Annotated in this window: 18 protein-coding genes; 6 read left to right on the top strand and 12 right to left on the bottom strand. The window is 59.3% G+C overall.

From position 1 onward, the window contains the following. Nucleotides 1–129: 129 nt before the first annotated feature. The 6 genes from QZ869_RS13780 to QZ869_RS13755 form a co-directional block, all read right to left on the bottom strand. On the bottom strand, nt 130–495 hold the full coding sequence (locus tag QZ869_RS13780; RefSeq protein WP_296105482.1) for a hypothetical protein: 366 nt from the start codon (nt 493–495) through the stop codon (nt 130–132). Nucleotides 496–584: 89 nt separating this feature from the next. Further along, nucleotides 585–1,442, bottom strand: coding sequence for an NlpC/P60 family protein (locus QZ869_RS13775; protein WP_296105480.1), 858 nt, complete (start codon nt 1,440–1,442; stop codon nt 585–587). Between the two features lie 70 nt (nt 1,443–1,512). Further along, a complete protein-coding gene (locus QZ869_RS13770; protein ID WP_296041136.1) occupies nt 1,513–1,857 on the bottom strand; it encodes a MarR family winged helix-turn-helix transcriptional regulator in 345 nt (114 codons plus the stop codon). Nucleotides 1,858–2,169: 312 nt separating this feature from the next. Beyond that, nucleotides 2,170–3,276 (bottom strand): DUF475 domain-containing protein, encoded by a 1,107-nt coding sequence (locus tag QZ869_RS13765; RefSeq protein WP_296105478.1) that lies wholly within the window; start codon nt 3,274–3,276, stop codon nt 2,170–2,172. Between the two features lie 348 nt (nt 3,277–3,624). Further along, a complete protein-coding gene (locus QZ869_RS13760) occupies nt 3,625–4,554 on the bottom strand; it encodes a DMT family transporter (RefSeq protein ID WP_296105475.1) in 930 nt (309 codons plus the stop codon). Nucleotides 4,555–4,644: 90 nt separating this feature from the next. Continuing rightward, nucleotides 4,645–5,988, bottom strand: coding sequence for a formimidoylglutamate deiminase (locus QZ869_RS13755; protein ID WP_296105473.1), 1,344 nt, complete (start codon nt 5,986–5,988; stop codon nt 4,645–4,647). Between the two features lie 85 nt (nt 5,989–6,073). On the opposite strand from QZ869_RS13755, the gene hutI reads away from it, so the two are divergent. Genes hutI through QZ869_RS13730 form a run of 5 tightly spaced genes read left to right on the top strand, consistent with a single transcriptional unit; the run spans nt 6,074 to nt 11,926 of the window. Then, complete coding sequence (gene hutI, locus QZ869_RS13750) at nt 6,074–7,318, top strand: imidazolonepropionase (protein WP_296105471.1); 1,245 nt, start codon at nt 6,074–6,076, stop codon at nt 7,316–7,318. Continuing rightward, the gene (hutH, locus tag QZ869_RS13745) at nt 7,315–8,856 is read left to right on the top strand and encodes a histidine ammonia-lyase (RefSeq protein ID WP_296105723.1); all 1,542 of its coding nucleotides are present in this window, start codon (nt 7,315–7,317) and stop codon (nt 8,854–8,856) included. Before hutI ends, hutH begins: the two co-directional genes overlap by 4 nt. A gap of 1 nt (nt 8,857) precedes the next feature. Beyond that, nucleotides 8,858–9,658 (top strand): N-formylglutamate deformylase, encoded by an 801-nt coding sequence (gene hutG / locus QZ869_RS13740; protein ID WP_296105470.1) that lies wholly within the window; start codon nt 8,858–8,860, stop codon nt 9,656–9,658. A 12-nt stretch (nt 9,659–9,670) separates the two neighbouring features. Beyond that, nucleotides 9,671–11,356 carry a urocanate hydratase gene (hutU, locus tag QZ869_RS13735; RefSeq protein ID WP_062427258.1) on the top strand — a complete coding sequence of 562 codons (1,686 nt, stop codon included), beginning with the start codon at nt 9,671–9,673 and terminating at the stop codon, nt 11,354–11,356. Between the two features lie 3 nt (nt 11,357–11,359). Further along, the gene (locus QZ869_RS13730) at nt 11,360–11,926 is read left to right on the top strand and encodes a HutD family protein (RefSeq protein WP_113175707.1); all 567 of its coding nucleotides are present in this window, start codon (nt 11,360–11,362) and stop codon (nt 11,924–11,926) included. A 225-nt stretch (nt 11,927–12,151) separates the two neighbouring features. Here QZ869_RS13730 and QZ869_RS13725 read toward each other — a convergent pair whose 3' ends face one another. Then, entirely contained in the window at nt 12,152–13,648 is a 1,497-nt protein-coding gene (locus QZ869_RS13725) for a CoA-acylating methylmalonate-semialdehyde dehydrogenase (protein ID WP_113175728.1), read from the bottom strand. A gap of 107 nt (nt 13,649–13,755) precedes the next feature. On the opposite strand from QZ869_RS13725, the gene QZ869_RS13720 reads away from it, so the two are divergent. After that, complete coding sequence (locus QZ869_RS13720; protein WP_113175708.1) at nt 13,756–14,637, top strand: LysR family transcriptional regulator; 882 nt, start codon at nt 13,756–13,758, stop codon at nt 14,635–14,637. Between the two features lie 8 nt (nt 14,638–14,645). On the opposite strand, the gene phnN is transcribed toward QZ869_RS13720, so the two are convergent. From phnN to phnE (QZ869_RS13695), 5 genes are all read right to left on the bottom strand, one after another. Further along, the gene (gene phnN, locus QZ869_RS13715; protein WP_296105467.1) at nt 14,646–15,245 is read right to left on the bottom strand and encodes a phosphonate metabolism protein/1,5-bisphosphokinase (PRPP-forming) PhnN; all 600 of its coding nucleotides are present in this window, start codon (nt 15,243–15,245) and stop codon (nt 14,646–14,648) included. Then, the gene (locus tag QZ869_RS13710) at nt 15,242–16,378 is read right to left on the bottom strand and encodes an alpha-D-ribose 1-methylphosphonate 5-triphosphate diphosphatase (protein ID WP_296105464.1); all 1,137 of its coding nucleotides are present in this window, start codon (nt 16,376–16,378) and stop codon (nt 15,242–15,244) included. Before QZ869_RS13710 ends, phnN begins: the two co-directional genes overlap by 4 nt. Beyond that, nucleotides 16,371–17,063: a DUF1045 domain-containing protein gene (locus tag QZ869_RS13705; RefSeq protein ID WP_296105462.1), complete on the bottom strand. Its 693-nt coding sequence runs from the start codon at nt 17,061–17,063 to the stop codon at nt 16,371–16,373. Before QZ869_RS13705 ends, QZ869_RS13710 begins: the two co-directional genes overlap by 8 nt. Nucleotides 17,064–17,213: 150 nt before the next feature. Beyond that, on the bottom strand, nt 17,214–18,563 hold the full coding sequence (gene phnE / locus QZ869_RS13700; RefSeq protein ID WP_296084631.1) for a phosphonate ABC transporter, permease protein PhnE: 1,350 nt from the start codon (nt 18,561–18,563) through the stop codon (nt 17,214–17,216). Further along, a complete protein-coding gene (phnE, locus tag QZ869_RS13695) occupies nt 18,563–19,537 on the bottom strand; it encodes a phosphonate ABC transporter, permease protein PhnE (protein WP_062599089.1) in 975 nt (324 codons plus the stop codon). Before phnE (QZ869_RS13695) ends, phnE (QZ869_RS13700) begins: the two co-directional genes overlap by 1 nt. Nucleotides 19,538–19,555 lie beyond the last annotated feature (18 nt).

Raw genomic sequence — 19,555 nt, 5'->3', positions numbered from 1 at the left:
GGCAGGTCCGGCATCGCCGCGCATTTTCAGAGGTCATCGACCTTGTGGGTCAAAGACTTATCTGAAAAACGCATGGCAAGTCCAGACCAGTTCACCCGAGTGCGGTTCGTTGGGGAGAGGTCTTACATCTCAGAAATCCGTAGCGGGAGGATTGATCCCCGGAAACCAGTCCTTCGATGTAGGGACCCTCGTGCCGAAATAGGACGTGCCGGACGAGCCGGAGCAACGATAACCCTGAACCGGCAGGCCATCGCTACCGAAGAGATCGCGATAGGGGCCGGTGGGCCTGCTGGACTGAACAGTCGTTGAGTAGCAGTGATACCGTTCCTGTGGCTTGAGCGTCTTGGGGTCCTTCACGCCAGGCAAATTGGCATAAGCGTCTGGTGCGGGAAGATAACCGTCCTTGTAAACGGTCTGCGCCGCGCCAGCCTGCGGCAGAGCGAGAGCCACCAGGCAAAGAGCCAAGCCGGAAAAAGCGCGCGTCAAAGGTCTCATCATGTCGCATCCCGATGCAAGAGAAGCTCTATATAAGCCATGCAAGTGGTGTGCGCAGGATGTCGCTTCGAAACGTTTTCGTGAGCAAATCAAGGACGGCGATAGGCGGTGGGCCTGTCATAGAGCCAGCCGATGCGCTGAATAGCCTCGTCCAGGTTCTCGCGTGCAACATTCATCGTATGGCCGTTGGCATGCAGCAGCGTCGTTTCATCTTCCATGATGCCGACATGACCCTTCCAGAAGACCAGATCGCCGCGGCGCAGTTCTTCGCGCTCGATCTCGGTTCCGAGAGACTTCACCTGCATATCCGTATCGCGCAGTGCGAATTTGCCCGTCATCGCCATGGACAGTTGGACGAGACCCGAACAATCGATACCGAAGCCGGAGCGGCCACCCCAGAGATAGGGTGTTTCGAGAAAGCGAAGTGCGACCGAGACATAATCATCGCAGACGAAGCGATCGACGGGAAGACAATGGGCAGCAATGACACCCTCGCCTTTCGCCGTCATCAGGTAACGCGTCCCACGCTTTTCCTCTTCGCCGACGAAGGTCAGGCGGCTTCCCATGGAAAGGGCCGAAACAGGCGGCTTTCTGAGTTCTGCTGCTGGATAGAGAAAGGTGCGGGGAGCAATGACGGTGTGTGTTGCCACCTCTACCGCGCCGATCGCGACCTGTGGCATGTAACCGACATAGCCATCCGCCTCCGCCTGCACGAATGCCCAACCATCGGCACGGTCGAAGACGCGGATCGCCTCCCCCAAAAGCAGTTCGGTATCGATCCCCGATACCATCTCCGGCTTTGGCCGAAGTCCGACCACCGGAAGAGCGACCTGTGCGGGCTCGCCCGTGATGAAACGCTCTGCCTGGACCCTGCCCTCAAGCTTCGCATCCGCTAGATCGGGGCGAATGACATTCAGACGGCGGTCAAGGGTTTCGGCGGATGTCATGGTGATTTGGTCCTGGTTTGAAAGAATAATGCCAGCGTTCATCGAACGGCAATGCGGCGACTTTTTAACATCAAGTCTCGCGCGCCTTATCAATAATCAGATCGCCGAATTTTTCTAGATAGAGAGCGCCTGCGACCGTGCGTTTGATCACCACATTGCGGCGATCCTTTTCGTCGCGTTCGCGATCGACAAGGCCCAAAGCACCCATACTGTCCAGTGCGCGAGTAATCACAGGCTTGGTGACGCCCAGAACACTCGCCAGGGCTCGCACGGTGTGCGGCGGCGGCACCAGATAGATATGGAGCAGGATCGCAGTCTGTCTCAGCGTCAGGTCGGGCGCTTCGCCTTCCACCTGAGCCAGCGCGACGCGGTGCCACAAGCCGAGCGCCTGGCTTGGCGACAATTCCACTGGCACGTTGGAACTCTCCGTTCTTTGAAAAATCCCCATTATCATCGCGCCAAGCGGTGAATAAAAACAAAACCGCCGCCATCGAAGTTGTCTCTTCGAAATGGCGACGGTGTCGATAGGCTCGTTTTGAGCTCTCGCGTCCCCTCTGGACTTGAACAACCAAGAAGCAGGAAGCGTGCCAACCCGCGATCAAGCCGAATCAGACGCTGAATGCCCTCAATTCCCATTGGTCGCGAAGGGCGAGAGATTATTTTTTAATCGCCGCGCAAAATTAAGACGCAGCCCTCCGCCTGTTAAGGCAGAGGGTCAGGTGCTTCGTCAGACCTTGGCACCATGCGCGGCACCGACTTCGCGGGCCTTTTCCTGCTTGTTATAGCGGATGGAGGACCACAGCGCGATGCCGATAAGGGTCGCGCCGCCAAGACCGGTGATCACTTCCGGAATATGGACGAGACTCTGCGTGTACATGATCACCGAAAGGATCAGGATTGCGTAGAAGGCGCCATGCTCGAGATAGCGATATTCGGCAAGCGTTCCCTTCTCCACCAGCATGATGGTCATGGAGCGCACATACATGGCGCCGATACCAAGACCGATGGCGATGATGAAGAGGTTCGATGTCAGCGCAAAGGCGCCGATAACGCCATCGAATGAGAAGCTGGCATCCAGCACTTCGAGGTACAGGAAGGCGCCGAAGCCGCCCTTTGCCGCGCCTTCCAGCATCTGCTGGCTGCGATCAAGAACGCCGCCAAGGACTTCGACCAGAAGGAAGGTCAACAGACCCCAGATCGCCGAGGTGAAGAAGACATTGGCCGCTTCCGGACCGAGCTCGGGATTGGTGCTGTTGCTGATGATGCGGGTGAAGACCAGCATGATGATCAAGACGAAGGCGATCTCGATGCCCTTGATCGAGGAATAGGTGGCGATCTTCTCCTCGAACCAGCGCACCCAGTGAACTTCCTTTTCATGATCGAAGAAGAAGCTGAGGCCCACCATCATCAGGAAGGTGCCGCCAAAGGCCGCAATCGGCAGATGCGCGTCCTTCATGATCTGGGCGTAGCGATCCGGCTCGGTCGCTGCCATGACCATGGCCGTCCAGGGGCCGACATTTGCGGCGATGACGACGATCAGAAGCGGGAAGACGATACGCATGCCGAAGACAGCGATCAGAATGCCCCAGGTGAGGAAGCGATGCTGCCACTCCGGCGTCATGTCCTTCAGCTTGTTGGCATTGACGATGGCGTTGTCGAAGGAGAGCGAGATTTCCAGCACGGCCAGCACCGCGCAGATGAAGAAGATCGTGGCCGTGCCACTGACGGTGCCGGTCATTTCCCAGCCGAGATAGCCGCCGAGAATGAGGCCGACGACGGTTACGATAAAGGCCCACTTGAAATAGGAGAGCGTGGATTGCGTCGTGGGCGTCATCACAAAGCCCCCGCAACATTAGAGCAGAAGATGTGCGTGACGTCGCGCGCCAGCACCGAATGCATGGTTGAGTTGTTCATGGGTGTTCATCCGCCGGCGTCATAAGCAGGCGGTACCGACATCGCGAGAGCGCCGTAAAACTCTCGCCAGAGGGGCCCGGCACCAAGGTTTCATCCTGCCCGATGTCAGGGGCAGAATGTCACTCTAGTCTCTCAACTTCGTGATGCCGTCAAGATTAAAGTTGTTTTTCGGCTACCTGTCGGCCTTTCTTCGCTGCGATAAGCCCTATTTTACTTCTCACAGGTTGTATTTACATCCAAGGGTACAGGTTTGTTGTTCACCAGAGGATCAGACCAGATCTTCGACGGGCTGAACCGCCGTCCTGGCCTGCTTGCGCTTCACAGCATTTTCCCGGAAGAAGATGTAGAGTCCCGACAGGACGATCAATCCGGCCCCGATGACGATGCTGATTTGCGGTACATCGCCGAAGATCAGCCAGCCGAAAATGACGGCCCACAGCAGCAATGTGTATTGCAAGGGCGCAACCGTCGCCGCGTCGGCGAGTTTGAGCGCGCGATTGACCAGCACATGCGCGGTCATCGCCACGATACCGAGAAGTGCGAGCAGCGACAGGTCGAAACCGGATTGTATCGGAATCCAGCCGGACGGCGTGATGAGAATGGCGACAATGCCGGCAAGCCCTGCCCCGATAATCTGCCAGAAGGCCAGGACCGTGTCCGGCGTGTTGCGAAGCTGCCGGCCGGACAGCATCATGAAGGCAAAGGCGGCACTGCCAAGGATGGAAAAGAAGGCTGCGCTAGTTAAAGACGCAGAGCTTGGTTTCAGCGCGATCAGCACGCCGACAAAACCGATGCCGATGGCCGTCCAACGCCGCCAGCCGACCTTCTCGCCAAGAAGGAAGGGCGAGAGCGCGGCCACATAGATGGGTGCTGCCAGCCAGTATGTCATGACGTCGGCAAGCGGAAGCGCCGCTACGGCGAAATAGAAGCAGAAGAGTTCTGCGGTGGAGAAAAAGACACGTGCGACCTGAAGGCCGGGGCGCTCGACATTGACCAGTTTCGCCAGCCCTGCCCTCCAAACGATCGGCAGCAGGATAATGACGGCCGCGATGCTACGCACGGCAATGACCTGACCGAGGCTGTAGGTGGAAACGAGGAACTTGCCCATCGCATCGTTGAGCGCGAAGAGCACCATGCCGAAAAGCATGACCGCGACGCCGAGACCCGTCGGCGAAAGCTGGCGAAGAAAATGTGGCATATGTCTCAAACTCCCTGACGGCAATGACTCGGCGAGCTTCTTCTCCGAGTCAAGGTCGCCCAGCGCTTATATTAGCGTCACATACTGATGTCAGACGGACAAAAGCTGCCGCATCGTGTGCTGGAAGCGACGCGCAATCTCATCGCGGCGAATATGGGCGCCATCTCGCACCACCGCCTTACCGCCTATCCAGACAGTACGCGGCTTGACGAGATTGCCGAAAATCCAGCCATCGAGAATGTCATCACATTGCAGGTAGGGGGCCGCGTCTAAGTTGAGGGATGAAATATCCGCAGCCATGCCCGCTGCGATCCCGGCCTTTACACCCAAGGCCTTGGCGCCACCCGTCAAGGCGCCATCGAAAAGGGTACGGCCCGTCGAGCCATTGGCTGGCGCGATGACATTGCGCGCCCTGTGAGCCAGGCGCTGCGAATATTCGAGTTGACGCAGTTCCTCGCCGACGCCGATCAGCACGTTGCTGTCCGAGCCGATGCCGAAGGCGCCGTCATGTTTGAAGTATTCGACGGCAGCAAAAGTGCCATCCCCCAGATTGGCTTCCGTGATCGGGCAGAGACCGGCGACCGCTCCCCTCTCGGCGACGCCTCGCGTTTCCGCTTCGGTCATATGCGTCGCGTGGATCAGGCACCAGCGATCCGTCACCTCTGCATTGTCCAGCAGCCATTCGACCGGTCGCTTGCCCGACCAAGCGATGCAGTCCTCAACCTCTTTCACCTGCTCGGCAATATGAATGTGAAGCGGCGCGTCAGGGGCGAGTTGGGCGGCAAAGCTTAGCTCTTCCGGCGTTACGGCTCGCAGGCTGTGTGGGGCGACACCAACCACGCTTTCGGGCAGGGCTGAAACCGCCTGACGGCAACCCTCCAGCAGACGCTCGAAACTGTCGGGCGAATTGACGAAGCGGCGCTGGCCTTCCACCGGTGGCTGACCGCCGAAGCCGGAATGGGCGTAAAGGACTGGCAACAGTGTCAGCGAAATCCCGGTTTGCGCGGCGGCTGCCGCGATCCTTTCGCCAAGCTCGGCGATATTGGCATAATGAGCGCCATCCTTATCGTGATGGAGATAGTGAAACTCGCCCACACGACCGAAACCGGCCTCTAGCATCTCCATGTAAAGCTGAGCTGCCACCGCCTCCACCTGCTCCGGCGTCATCGATAGGGCGAAGCGGTACATCAGCGTGCGCCAGCTCCAGAAACTGTCTTGCGTGGCACCGCGCCGCTCCACCATGCCGGCCATGGCGCGCTGAAAGGCGTGGCTGTGAAGGTTCGGCATGGCAGGCACGAGAACCGCATGCCGATCATCGCCGGCCGCCGCTTCCACGTCCGGCGTGACCGACATCACCTTGCCATCAGCAATCTCGATACGGACATTGTTTGCCCAGCCTGTCGGCAGCAAAGCGGTTTCAGCATGGATGAACATGTCGGCTCCTCAATTTCCTCGAACAGGCTCTTGCCTCTGCCTCCATTATGTATATACATATTGATCAGAAGGGAAGGAAAAACTGATGGCAAACCGGAATTTCACCTCAGACGGCAACGGCATTTCGCTTTGGCGAAACGCCCGCATTGCGACGCTCGATCCTTCCCGCGACGGCCTCGGCATTATCGAGGGCGGCACGATTGCCGCCAAAGACGGGCGGATCGTTTTTGTCGGCCCCGAGTCCGAACTTCCTTCCACCGTGATCGACCAGGCAAAGACCGTCGATTGCGAAGGCCGCTGGATTACACCCGCGCTGATCGATTGCCACACCCATCTCGTTTTTGGCGGCAACCGCGCCATGGAATTCGAAATGCGCCTGAATGGTGCAAGCTATGAAGAGATCGCCAAGGCCGGCGGCGGGATCGTTTCCTCCGTGCGCGATACCCGCACCAAGAGCGAAGACGAACTGGTGGCAGAAGCCCTTCCGCGTCTGGACACGCTGCTTGCCGAAGGCATTTCCACCATCGAAATCAAATCCGGCTATGGGCTCAATATCGAGACCGAATGCAAGATGCTGCGCGTGGCGCGCAGGCTCGAAACATTGCGCCCCGTTCGCATCCTCACCAGCTATCTCGCTGCCCATGCGACGCCTGCCGAATATAAAGGGCGAAATGCGGATTACATAGCCGACATTGTATTGCCTGGTATGGAACGTGCCCATCAGGAAAAGCTCATTGATGCCGTCGATGGCTTTTGCGAGGGTATCGCCTTTTCCGTTGAAGAAATGCGCATTGTCTTCGACAAGGCCAAAGCGCTCGGTCTTCCAGTCAAGCTCCATGCCGAACAGCTTTCCAATCTTCACGGCGCGGAACTGGCAGCCTCTTATCGTGCGCTCTCCGCCGATCATCTGGAATATCTCGATGAGTCCGGTGCGAAAGCGCTCGCCCAATCCGGCACCGTTGCTGTTCTTCTACCGGGTGCCTTCTATGCGCTGCGCGAGACGAAGCTGCCCCCCATGCAGGCTTTGCGCGATGCGGGTGCCGATATTGCGCTTGCCACCGATTGCAATCCCGGCACCTCGCCGCTGACATCGCTGCTGCTGACCATGAACATGGGAGCGACGCTTTTCCGCATGACGGTGGATGAGTGCATAACCGCAACGACCCGCAATGCCGCAAAGGCTCTCGGTGTTCTCGCCGAGACCGGAACAATCACGGTCGGCAAATCCGCCGATCTCGCCATCTGGAACATCGAGCGCCCAGCGGAGCTCGTCTACCGCATCGGCTTCAACCCGCTTCACGCACGCATCTTCAAGGGACGGACGATCTGACCATGACCATCATTCTTCATCCGGGCGCTGTGCCGCTTGCCGATCTGGCGACAATCTACTGGGGGAATGGTGCTGCCAAGCTTCATCCATCCTTCGATGCGGGTATCGAAAAGGCTGCAAAGCGCATTGCCGATATCGCAGCCGGTAACGCGCCGGTCTATGGCATCAATACCGGCTTCGGCAAACTCGCCTCGATCAAGATCGATGCCGCAGATGTCGCGACCCTTCAGCGCAACCTGATCCTCTCCCATTGCTGCGGCGTGGGTGCCCCCCTGCCAGAGAACGTCGTGCGGCTGATCATGGCGCTCAAGCTGATTTCGCTTGGTCGTGGCGCATCTGGTGTCCGGCTGGAACTGGTGCGGCTGATCGAGGCCATGCTGGAAAAAGGCGTCATTCCGGTGATCCCGGAGAAGGGCTCCGTCGGCGCTTCGGGCGATCTCGCGCCGCTGGCGCATATGGCAGCGGTGATGATGGGCGAAGGCGAAGCCTTCTTTGCCGGAGAGCAGATGCCAGCTCGCGATGCGCTGGAAAAGGCCGATCTCGCGCCTGTGGTTCTGGCTGCCAAGGAAGGTCTGGCGCTGATCAATGGCACGCAGACTTCGACGGCACTGGCTCTCGCCGGTCTCTTCCGCGCCCATCGCGCGGCACAGGCAGCACTCATTACCGGCGCGCTGTCCACCGATGCGGCCATGGGGTCTTCGGCGCCTTTCCATCCGGACATCCACACGCTTCGCGGCCATAAGGGCCAGATCGATGCGGGTTCGGCCCTTCGCCAACTGCTGGAAGGCTCGGAAATCCGTGTCAGCCACATCGAAGGCGACGAGCGCGTACAGGATCCCTATTGCATTCGCTGCCAGCCACAGGTCGATGGCGCGTGCCTCGATCTTCTGAGACAAGTGGCAAAGACGCTGGAAATCGAAGCCAATGCGGTGACCGATAACCCGCTAGTTCTTTCCGACAATTCCGTCGTATCCGGCGGCAACTTCCATGCGGAGCCAGTGGCTTTTGCAGCGGACCAGACCGCTCTTGCGATCTGCGAAATCGGTGCAATCGCCCAGCGGCGCATCGCCCTTCTCGTCGATCCGGCCCTCTCCTATGGATTGCCTGCTTTTCTTTCGAAGAAGCCCGGCCTGAACTCCGGTCTGATGATCGCCGAGGTGACATCGGCTGCGCTGATGAGCGAGAACAAGCAGATGTCGCATCCGGCGTCTGTCGACTCAACACCGACCTCAGCCAACCAGGAAGACCATGTGTCTATGGCATGCCACGGCGCTCGCCGCTTACTTGCGATGACGGAAAACCTCTTTGCCATTCTCGGCATCGAGGCGTTGTCTGCCGTGCAGGGCGTCGAATTGCGCGGACCGTTGAAGACGAGCCCGCAGTTGCAAAAGGCCATGTCGGTCTTGCGCGCTGCCATCCCGTCACTGGAAGAAGACCGCTACATGGCGCCCGATCTCAAGGCTGCAGCCGATCTGATCGCCACCGGTGCGCTGGTGGATGCGATTTCAGATGGCATTCTGCCGAGGCTGGAGGCGTAAGATGTCAGTGGTCGATATCCATCAGGGGAGTTCGCCCGTCATTCTCGGCCTGCCGCATACGGGAACCGACGTTCCGGTCGCGATCTGGGAGCGGCTGAACGACAATGGCCGCCTGCTTGCGGATACCGACTGGCATATTCACGATCTTTATGCCGGTCTGCTGGACGACGCGACGACGGTGCGCGCCACCTTCCACCGCTATGTAATCGATGCCAATCGCGATCCGTCCGGCGCAAGCCTCTATCCGGGCCAGAACACCACTGGCCTTGTTCCCGAAACCGACTTCGACGGCAAAGCGATCTGGAAAGACGGGCAAGCGCCAAACGAAGCGGATATCGCTTATCGGCTAGAGCATTTTCATGCCCCTTATCACGCAGCACTTACAGCGGAAATCGAGCGCGTGCAGGCCGTCCATGGCGTCGCCGTTCTCTATGATTGCCATTCCATCCGCTCGCATATTCCCTTCCTCTTCGAAGGAAAGCTACCGGATTTCAATATCGGTACGGATATGGGCAACACCTGCGACCCGGCGGTCGAGGCCATTGCCGTCGATGTGACCTCTGCGGCTGAAGGCTATACGTCCATTCTCAACGGCCGCTTCAAGGGCGGCTGGACGACGCGCCATTACGGCCAGCCGGATAAGGGCGTGCATGCGATCCAGATGGAGCTTGCGCAATGCACACATCTCAAAACCGAGACGCCGCCCTTTGCCTATGATGACGACAAGGCCGCGACGCTCCGCACCCATCTCAAAACCATTCTGACGCGCATGGAAGATTTTGCGCTCGCTCTCAGACCATAAAGGGGAAAGATCATGACAAACCCGCGTCATAACGAACGAGAAGTCCGCGCACCGCAGGGTCCGGAACTCAACGCCAAGAGCTGGATGACCGAAGCGCCGTTGCGCATGCTGATGAACAACCTGGACCCGGATGTCGCGGAGCGCCCGCATGAACTGGTGGTCTATGGCGGTATCGGCCGCGCCGCGCGCACCTGGGAGGATTTCGACCGGATCGTCGCCACGCTGAAGGACCTCAACGAAGACGAGACGCTGCTGGTGCAATCCGGCAAGCCCGTCGGCGTGTTTCGCACCCACAAGGACGCGCCGCGCGTTCTGATCGCCAACTCCAACCTCGTTCCGCATTGGGCGACGTGGGAGCATTTCAACGAGCTGGACCGCAAGGGCCTTGCCATGTACGGCCAGATGACGGCCGGGTCGTGGATCTATATCGGCACGCAGGGCATCGTTCAGGGCACCTACGAAACCTTCGTGGAAGCGGGGCGCCAGCATTTCGGCGGCAATCTCACGGGTAAGTGGATCCTGACCGGTGGCCTCGGTGGCATGGGTGGCGCACAGCCGCTTGCTGCGGTCATGGCAGGCGCCTGCTGCCTGGCTGTCGAATGCGACGAGACCCGCGTCGATTTCCGCCTGCGCACCCGCTACCTCGATGCCAAGGCGCACACGCTGGACGAGGCGCTTGCGCTGATCGACCAGTGGACCAAGGCGGGCGAAGCGAAATCCGTCGGCCTCATTGGCAATGCCGCCGATATCTTCCCGGAACTCGTCAAGCGGATGAAGGCGGGTGGTGCACGCCCTGATATCGTCACCGACCAGACGTCTGCGCATGATCCGATCCATGGATATCTGCCTTCCGGCTGGAGCGTCGCCGAATGGCGCGCCAAGCAGGAGAGTGATCCGAAGGCGGTGGAGGCGGCTGCCCGCGCTTCGATGAAGACGCAGGTTCAGGCCATGGTGGATTTCTGGAACGCCGGTGTTCCAACGCTCGACTACGGCAACAATATCCGCCAGGTCGCCAAGGAAGAAGGCTTCGAAAACGCCTTCGCCTTCCCTGGCTTCGTGCCTGCCTATATCCGCCCGCTGTTTTGCCGCGGCATCGGGCCGTTCCGTTGGGCTGCCCTTTCGGGTGATCCGGAAGACATCTACAAGACCGACGCCAAGGTGAAGGAACTGCTGCCGGACAACAAGCACCTGCACAACTGGCTGGATATGGCGCGTGAGCGCATCGCCTTCCAGGGTCTGCCGGCCCGCATTTGCTGGGTTGGTCTTGGCGATCGTCATCGCCTGGCGCTTGCCTTCAACGACATGGTCAAGAGCGGCGAGTTGAAGGCCCCGGTCGTGATCGGTCGCGATCACCTCGATTCCGGCTCGGTCGCTTCACCCAACCGCGAAACCGAAGCGATGAAAGATGGCTCGGACGCCGTGTCCGACTGGCCGCTGTTGAACGCGCTGCTCAACACCGCATCGGGCGCCACCTGGGTATCTCTGCACCATGGCGGCGGCGTCGGCATGGGCTTCTCGCAGCATTCCGGCGTCGTCATCTGCGCCGATGGCACGGATGACGCGGCACGCCGCCTGGAGCGCGTGCTGTGGAACGACCCGGCGACCGGCGTGATGCGTCACGCCGATGCCGGTTACGACATTGCGCTCGACTGCGCCAAGGAGAAAGGCCTTCGCCTGCCCGGCATTCTGGGTAACTGAGCGATGAGACGGCTTCGCGCGTCAGAGTACAAGCGTATGCCGTGGAAGAACGGCAAGGGAGAGACGGTGGAAATCGCCGTCTTTCCGCCCGGCGCATCCATGGATGCGTTCGAGTGGCGGATCAGCATGGCGAGTGTGGCCAATGACGGCGCTTTCTCGCTCTTTCCGGAGATCGATCGAACGCTATCGATTTTGTCAGGACACGGCATGTCGCTCACCATTGATGGTGCGGCACCGGTTCTTCTGACGATGGACAGCGACCCGCTTCGCTTTGCCGCCGATGTCACTGTCGACGCAACGCTTGTGGATGGCGCGATCACCGATCTCAACGTCATGACCCGCCGTGGACGTTTTGTGCATCGAGTTGAGCGACGCGCTGGTTCGTTCTCGGTGCGTGGCTGTGAGGGTGGGGAGACGGTTTATGTTCTAGCGATAGGCCCCGTTACGGTCACCAGTCCGGGCGAGACGGTGAAGCTAGAGGCGATGGATTGCGTGCTCGTTGAAGAGGATACCAGCGTTACGGCTGAGAATATCGTCTGCTATGAAATCCGATTTCAAGAGGCCGCTTAACGCTCGACCAAGAGATGCTCAAGCCACGCTCTGCTTGACGATGACGGCCAACTTCCCTCTCCGCCGTCATCCTCGGCCTTGAGCCGAGGATCCATAAGACATTAATGCCGTTAGGAAAAATGGATCCTCGGGTTGAGCCCGAGGATGACCGGAGGGAGATTTTGGGGCCACCAAAAGAAAGGTCCCGCGCGAACGGGGCCTTCATCTTTCACACTGTAAATCGCATCACTTCATCGTCGGCATGACGAATTCAGCACCCGACTTGATGCCGGACGGCCAGCGGGCGGTGATCGTCTTGGTCTTGGTCCAGAACTTGATCGAATCCGTGCCGTGCTGGTTGAGGTCGCCGAAGCTCGAAGCCTTCCAGCCGCCGAAGGAGTGATAGGCGAGCGGAACCGGGATCGGAACGTTGATGCCGATCATGCCGATATTGATACGCGAGGCGAAGTCGCGGGCGGCATCGCCGTCGCGGGTGAAGATGGCGACGCCGTTGCCATATTCATGCTTCATCGGCAGGTCGAGCGCTTCTTCGTAATTCTGGGCGCGGACGACGGAGAGAACCGGTCCGAAGATCTCCTGCTTGTAGATATCCATGTCAGGCGTGACGTGGTCGAACAGGCAGCCGCCGACGAAATAACCGTCCTCATAGCCCTGAAGCTTGAAATCGCGACCGTCGACCAGAAGCTTGGCGCCCTGCTCCACACCACTGTCGATCAGGCCCTTGACGCGCGTCTGCGCTTCCTTGGTGACGAGAGGACCCATGTCGGCCTTGTCATCGGTATAAGGGCCGATCTTCAATGCCTCGATCTGCGGGATCAACTTTTCAACCAGACGGTTGGCGGTCTCTTCACCGACCGGCACGGCAACAGAAACGGCCATGCAGCGTTCGCCAGCCGAACCGTAACCGGCACCCATCAGCGCGTTGACCGCCTGATCGAGATCGGCATCCGGCATGATGATCATGTGGTTCTTCGCGCCGCCGAAGCACTGGGCGCGCTTGCCGTTCATTGCGGCGGTACCATAAACGTAACGGGCAATCGGCGTGGAGCCGACGAAGGAGACCGCGCCGATATCCGGGTTGGTCAGAAGTCCATCCACTGCGCTCTTGTCGCCATTGATGACGTTGAGGATACCGGCAGGCAGGCCCGCTTCGATCATCAATTCTGCGAGACGGATCGGCAAAGAGGGATCACGCTCGGATGGCTTGAGGATGAAGGCGTTGCCGCAGGCAATAGCGGGGGCAAACATCCACATGGGGATCATGGCCGGGAAGTTGAACGGCGTGATGCCAGCACCAATGCCGACGGGCTGGCGGATGGAGTACATGTCGATGGCCGGACCCGCACCCTCGGTGAACTCACCCTTGGCGAGATGGGGAATGCCGCAGACGAATTCGCAGACTTCCAGGCCGCGAATGATATCGCCCTTGGAATCTTCCACCGTCTTGCCGTGTTCGCTTGAGAGAAGAACCGCCAGCTCATCCATGTTCTTGTTGAGAAGTTCGACGAACTTGAAGAAGACGCGAGCGCGGCGCTGGGGGTTGGTCGCCGCCCATTTGGGCTGCGCGGCCTTGGCGCTCTGAACGGCTGCAAGGATTTCCGCGTCGCTTGCCAGCGCCACGGTCGCCTGCACTTCGCCGGTTGCCGGATTGAAGACATTCGACGTGCGGCCGCTTGTACCTGCTACGCGCTTGCCGTCGATGAAATGGCCGATCTCGTTCATGGTGTCCTCCAGGGATTCTTGATGACCCACCATCCTGTTTTCAGTTGCACAAAGCAATGGCCAGGAATACGCATCCGTTGTGCATAAAACGAAATAAGGATGCAGCAATGGACTGGGACGATGTGCGAATTTTTCTCAGCGTAGCGCGCAGTGGTCAGTTTCTTGCAGCCGCCAAGATACTGGGCGTCAATCATGCGACGCTCAGCCGTCGCATGACAGCACTGGAAAAGGCGCTCAGTGCCCAGCTATTCATCCGAACAACGACCGGCTGCATTTTGACAGAGGACGGGAATCAGTTTCTGGTGGCGGCGGAGCGGATGGAAACCGAAATGCTCTCGGTGCAGGCAATGCTTGGCCAAGGTGTGGCGGGCATCAGCGGCACCGTGCGCATCGGCGCGCCGGACGGTTTCGGTGTTTCATTTCTTGCGCCACGCCTGGGAGAGTTGACGGCGGCTCACCCGGAACTGAGAATCGAGCTCGTGCCGGTGCCGCGATCCTTTTCGCTTTCGCAACGCGAGGCGGATATTGCGATCACCATCGAGCGGCCCGAGCAGGGTCGGCTGATCTACTCGAAGCTGACGGATTACTCGCTCGGTCTCTACGCTTCGAAGAGCTACCTAGAGGGGAACCCGGCGCCTGAAAAGGTCGAAGATTTACGGCAGCATCGGCGGATCGGTTATGTCGAGGATCTCATCTTTTCGCCGTCACTCAATTTTACCTCGGAGGTTCTCCGCGACTGGGATGCGACCTTCGCGATTTCCAGCGCCATAGGCCAGACCGAAGCAGTACGCTCCGGTGCCGGGATCTGCATCCTGCATGATTACATTGCCCGCAACGATCCAAGCCTTGTACGTCTACTTCCCGAGATATCGATTCGCCGATCCTACTGGACCGCCTATCACGAAAATGCCCGTCAGCTTGCGCGGGTAAGAACGGTGGTGCAGTTCCTGCAGGATATCGTCGCGAAGGAGCGTCGCAGCTTCTCGTGAACGATAGCCTATCGGGTCGATATGCTGCTCTGCAGGAGAGCGAGCAGGACCGATCCCGCCTCCTCGATCTCGCCGCTATTGTCGATGGTCGTCACGTCGAAACTATCGCAGATTGCCTCCACCTTGCGGTCGAGCCGGCCCATGATTTCCGACATGCTCTCGCGGCCCCGGTTCGCCAGCCTGGCGGAGAGGATTTCCGGCCGTGCTGTGACCACCACCACTTTCAAGTTGGGGAAGGCTGCTCTGAAGTGGGGAAGTGCGGAGCGTGAGCCATTCGCCACCGCCACGCCGCCCTTCTTCAGATGCTGCTTGACCGAAGCGGGTATTCCATAATGCAGACCGTGGGCACTCCAGGACACACAAAATTCGCCGGCTACCTTTTTTCGTTGGAAGGTCTCTTCGCTGCAACCCTCATGGTTCTCGCCACCCGCGTCACTGTCTCGGGTAATGATACGCCGGACGAAATGCACATCTGCCTGATCACGCAGCCGCTCGGCCGCGTAGTCGATCAGCGTGTCCTTGCCGGCACCGCTCGGACCGACAACGACGATCATCGTTCCGAGGGTGTCCAAATTCGGCGGAAATGCGTCTGACGATACAACGCTCATGCGACACGTTTTCCCTGCCGCCAGACGCTGCGCACCACGGGCACACCGCTTTCGCGACGCACCCGTACGAGGTCGGCGCGCAGTCCTTCGGCAATAGAACCGCGATCTGTCAGACCAACCGTCTTTGCCGGTGTTGCCGTGACCATCGCAAGTGCCTTGGGAAGGGTAACCCCGTCCACCTGATCGGCGAGCAGGAAGGGCGCGTAGAGCAGGCTGAAAGGCACGTAATCAGAGGACAGCACATCGAGAACGCCGAGTTCGGCGAGATCGCGCGCAGCAATATTGCCCGAATGGGATTTGCCGCGAACGATGTTCGGCGCGCCCATCAGAACACTCATGCCCGCCGTGTGCGATGCTTTTGCGGCTTCGACGCTGGTGGGAAATTCAGCAAGCCGCACACCATGGCCGATCGCCTCCTCGACATGGGCTTCAGTGGCGTCGTCATGGCTGGCAACGGTGATGCCGCGTTCGGCGCAGCGGGCGGAAAGGTAATCGCGGTGCTTGCCGGAATATTTCCCGGAGGCCGAGACGCGCCGGTCGACAAAGGCCTTGAAGGCCTCATCGCTCAGACCGCGCTTTTTCTGGTAGAACATGATGTACTGGTCCATCGTCTGAAACTGACGCTGGCCCGGGGAGTGATCCATCAGCGAAATCAGCCGCACATGCGGATCGTTTTCGAAATCCTCGAAATGCTCCAGCACGTCGGCGGAAGCAACCTCGCAGCGCAGATGCAGCAGGTGATCGGAGCGAAGGCGATCTTCACCCTTGGCCTTCTCGATGGCATCGGCCATGTCGCGCATCTCGCCGCGCTCGAAGCCGCCATCCTCATCCGAGCCGAGGCGCAGACAATCGAAGACGGTCGTGATGCCGGAGGACGCGACCTGCGCATCATGGGCCTGAATAGCGGCAATCTTGTCCCAGGTGACGCCCGGGCGCGGGGAATAATGCTGTTCGAGATGGTCGGTGTGAAGCTCGACGAGGCCGGGGATCAGATAGTCCCCTTCGAAGTCTTCGCCGGTTTGCGATGCGCCTTCGCTGATATCGGCAATCACGCCATCGCGGATCAGGACGGAACCTTGGATAACATCGTCGGAGAGGACGATGCGCGCATTGGATAGGACATGTTCAGCCATTTCGGACGTCTTTCGTATTGGAAGCAGCCAGTGGCTGCCAGCTATGAACGGTAAAGGCTTCGCCTCGCTCTTTCTCGACAAAAAGGCCGAGGCCGGAGATTGTCAGAGGGCGATGGATGAAGCCGGAAAATGTCTCGGCCAGGATGTCGGCCATCTCTTGCCTGCGCCCCTCACTCACCGGCCCTGTCAGGGTCATGTGAAAGCGGAAATCATCCATCACATAAGGATAACCCCAGCGATGGAGATTGGCGCGCTGGCTTTCGCTCAGCGCTTCCGGCTTACGGCGAGCAATATCGCGCTCCGACAAGGGCGCGCGGAAGGGCTCGAAATGTCTCACCACATCGGCGGTGAAATCCTGGAGCGGCTGATGGAGCGTGGCCGGAACCAGTGCGAAGAAAGGCCCGAGTGAGCCGATGACGATTTCGGGAATATCGAAGGCGGCGTGTGAGGCTGCAAAGGCGGAGAATGCCTCCACCAACTCGCTCTCATGTCTGCCTTCGGCAAGCTCGAAGGGCGCTTTCAGCGTGGCGTGGAAACCGTAGCGCCTTGGCTCTTCGGTAACGTCCGCAAAGCTGGCATAGTCGTCAAAGCCCTCACCGGAAAAGGCGTTGCGTCCCAGCCACCGTGACGCTGTCTCAGTCAGCGGATCGCTGCCGGGGGGCGAAAAATAGATTGCGTAGCGCACGGGGTCGCACTTTCAAACGTCATGAAAACAGCGGAAGCGTCATTTGAGACGACTTGTCTCGGCCCCGCAAGGTCAGAAGTGCGGGGTAGACCTTTTCCATGACAGAATGATGATACCGGGCAAGAAATTTGCCGGATATCAGTGGCATGTTTAGTGATGCGTTTTGCCGATGAGGCGCGAGCGGATCGCGTTGGACATATTGTCGAACAGGAAGACGACGATAAGGATCAACAGCACCATATAGGCGACCTTGTCCCAATCCTGATTGGTGCGCATGGCCTCCAAAAGTTTCAGGCCGATACCACCGGCACCGACGGCGCCGATCACCGTGGCCGAGCGTGTGTTGCTTTCCCAGAAATAAAGCGATTGGGAAATGAACACAGGCAGCACCTGGGGAATGACGCCAAAGCGGTTGACGATCATGGGCGACGCACCGACGGATTTCACGCCCTCACGCTGCTTGTCATCGACATTTTCCAGAGCCTCGGCATAGACCTTTCCGAGCGCGCCCGTGTCGGTGAAGAAGATCGCGGCAATCCCGGGGATCGGTCCGGGGCCGAAGCTGCGGGTGAAGAACAGCGCCCAAATCAGCATGTCGATCGAGCGGAGGAAGTCGAAGAGCCGCTTCATGCCCCAGTTTGCCGCCCTGCTGGCAGTGATGTTACGGGCGGCAATGAAAGCCAGAGGGAAGGCAAAGAGCGTACCGAGAAGCGTACCGAGGAAGGCCATGACCAGCGTCTGCAACAGCTTGGACAGGATGTCCTCATGCTGCCAGGCATCGTTGCCGAGGAAATCATCGGCCATCTTTGAAATATTGGACTGAGCCGGATCGACGCGATTCTGCCACAGCGCCAGCGCTGCCAAGTCGCCCCAGCTCTTGCCCCAGAACTGCGAGCGGGTGTCGAAGAAGAAATTGGCCCAACCAAGGAAGCGGCGCTGGACATAGAGCTGCGAGGTCCGAATTTCCGCCTGACCGGCAAAGCCGTACTCGACGACGACCTTGTTCTCGTCCTGGCGGATTTGAACAGGCGCGCCGGCCGGGGCCGTGACGCGGTCAGCGCCGATGGTCACGGGATAGAGCGTGCCGTCGACGTAGACATTGGCCTGCGTCGGGGTGATGTCGATGCGGTTCTGCTGATCGCCATAGGTCACGCTATAGCCGCCATCCGGCAGCGGCTGGAGCCAGCTAATATTGGCGTTGGCTGGATACTGCCCGCGGCTCGTCCATTGCGGCACGACCTTGCCATCATCGAAGCGAAGCCGTGGCTGGGCGCGCCAGGAATACCAGTCCTGAATATAGCTGGACGCGCGGTCCCAGCGACCGTTGGTCAAGGCCGGGCCGACATTGAAGGCGAAGAAGCAGATGACGAGATAGGCGATGGCTGCAACCAGACCGACGAACAGTCCGTATCGGCGCATGAAGCCCTGCTGAAAGACCTGCGGATATTGGGACAGAAGACGTTCGCGGTCCGCACCATTGATGACAAAGCTTGTGGACATCAGGCCGCTCCCCGTCCGAATTCAAAGGATTGCTGGCCGATTAGCCGACGGCGCAGCCAGCCGGAGAACTGGTCAACAGCAATGATGGTGATCAGCAGCATGATGATGATGGCATAGGTCTTCGCGGCATGATCGTTACCGATCGCCAGGCGGAAGACCTCGCCGATACCACCGCCGCCAACAGCACCTATGATGGTGGAGGCGCGCACATTGATTTCGGCGCGCAGCAGCGCATAGGAAACGAAATTCGGCAAAACCTGCGGTACGATGGCAAAGCGCACACGCTCCAGCCAATTGGCACCCGATGCCCGCAAGCCTTCATCCGGCTTCATATCGGCATTTTCGACCACTTCGAAGAACAGCTTTCCGAGTGCGCCGACGGTGTGAATGGTGATGGCGACGATTGCGGCAATGGGACCGAGCGAGAGAATGGCGGTGAGCAATCCGGCAATAACGATTTCCGGAAAGGCGCGCATCACTTCCAGCATGCGTCTGACGGCAAAACGCACGGCACCGGCACCGACGAGATTGGTGGAGGCGAAGAAACACAACGCGAAGGCTAAGGCCGTGCCGATCAGCGTCGAGACCACCGCGATGTTCAGCGTGATAACGAGTTGGTAGAAGAAATGCGGAATGTAAAAACCGCCACCAATATAGACCCGCTCAGAGACATAGTCGTATTTCAGCGATCCATCGGCATAGGGCGATGGCATGTCGAACATGGCACGAACGACTTCCATCGGACTGTTCGGCAGGAAGGTCTTCATGAAGTCGAAGAAATAGGGCAGCCGCTCGAAGAACTTGCCGGAATTGGCGCTGTTGGCGAAATCCAGCGATGCGAAGAGAAGTGCCAGAAAGACGACAATGGCGATGCCAGTATAGATACGCCGCGTCAGCAGCTGTTGCTGGTAGTGACGCATGACCTTTTTCGAGGTCTCGTTCAGGCTGTCGTGCGTGATTGGCGTGCTGGCCATATCCTGGCGTCCCTTGCG

This window comes from uncultured Agrobacterium sp. (genome assembly GCF_913777885.1).
In the GTDB taxonomy this organism is placed as follows: Bacteria; Pseudomonadota; Alphaproteobacteria; order Rhizobiales; family Rhizobiaceae; genus Agrobacterium.
This window is presented reverse-complemented; position numbering and strand designations above follow the sequence as displayed.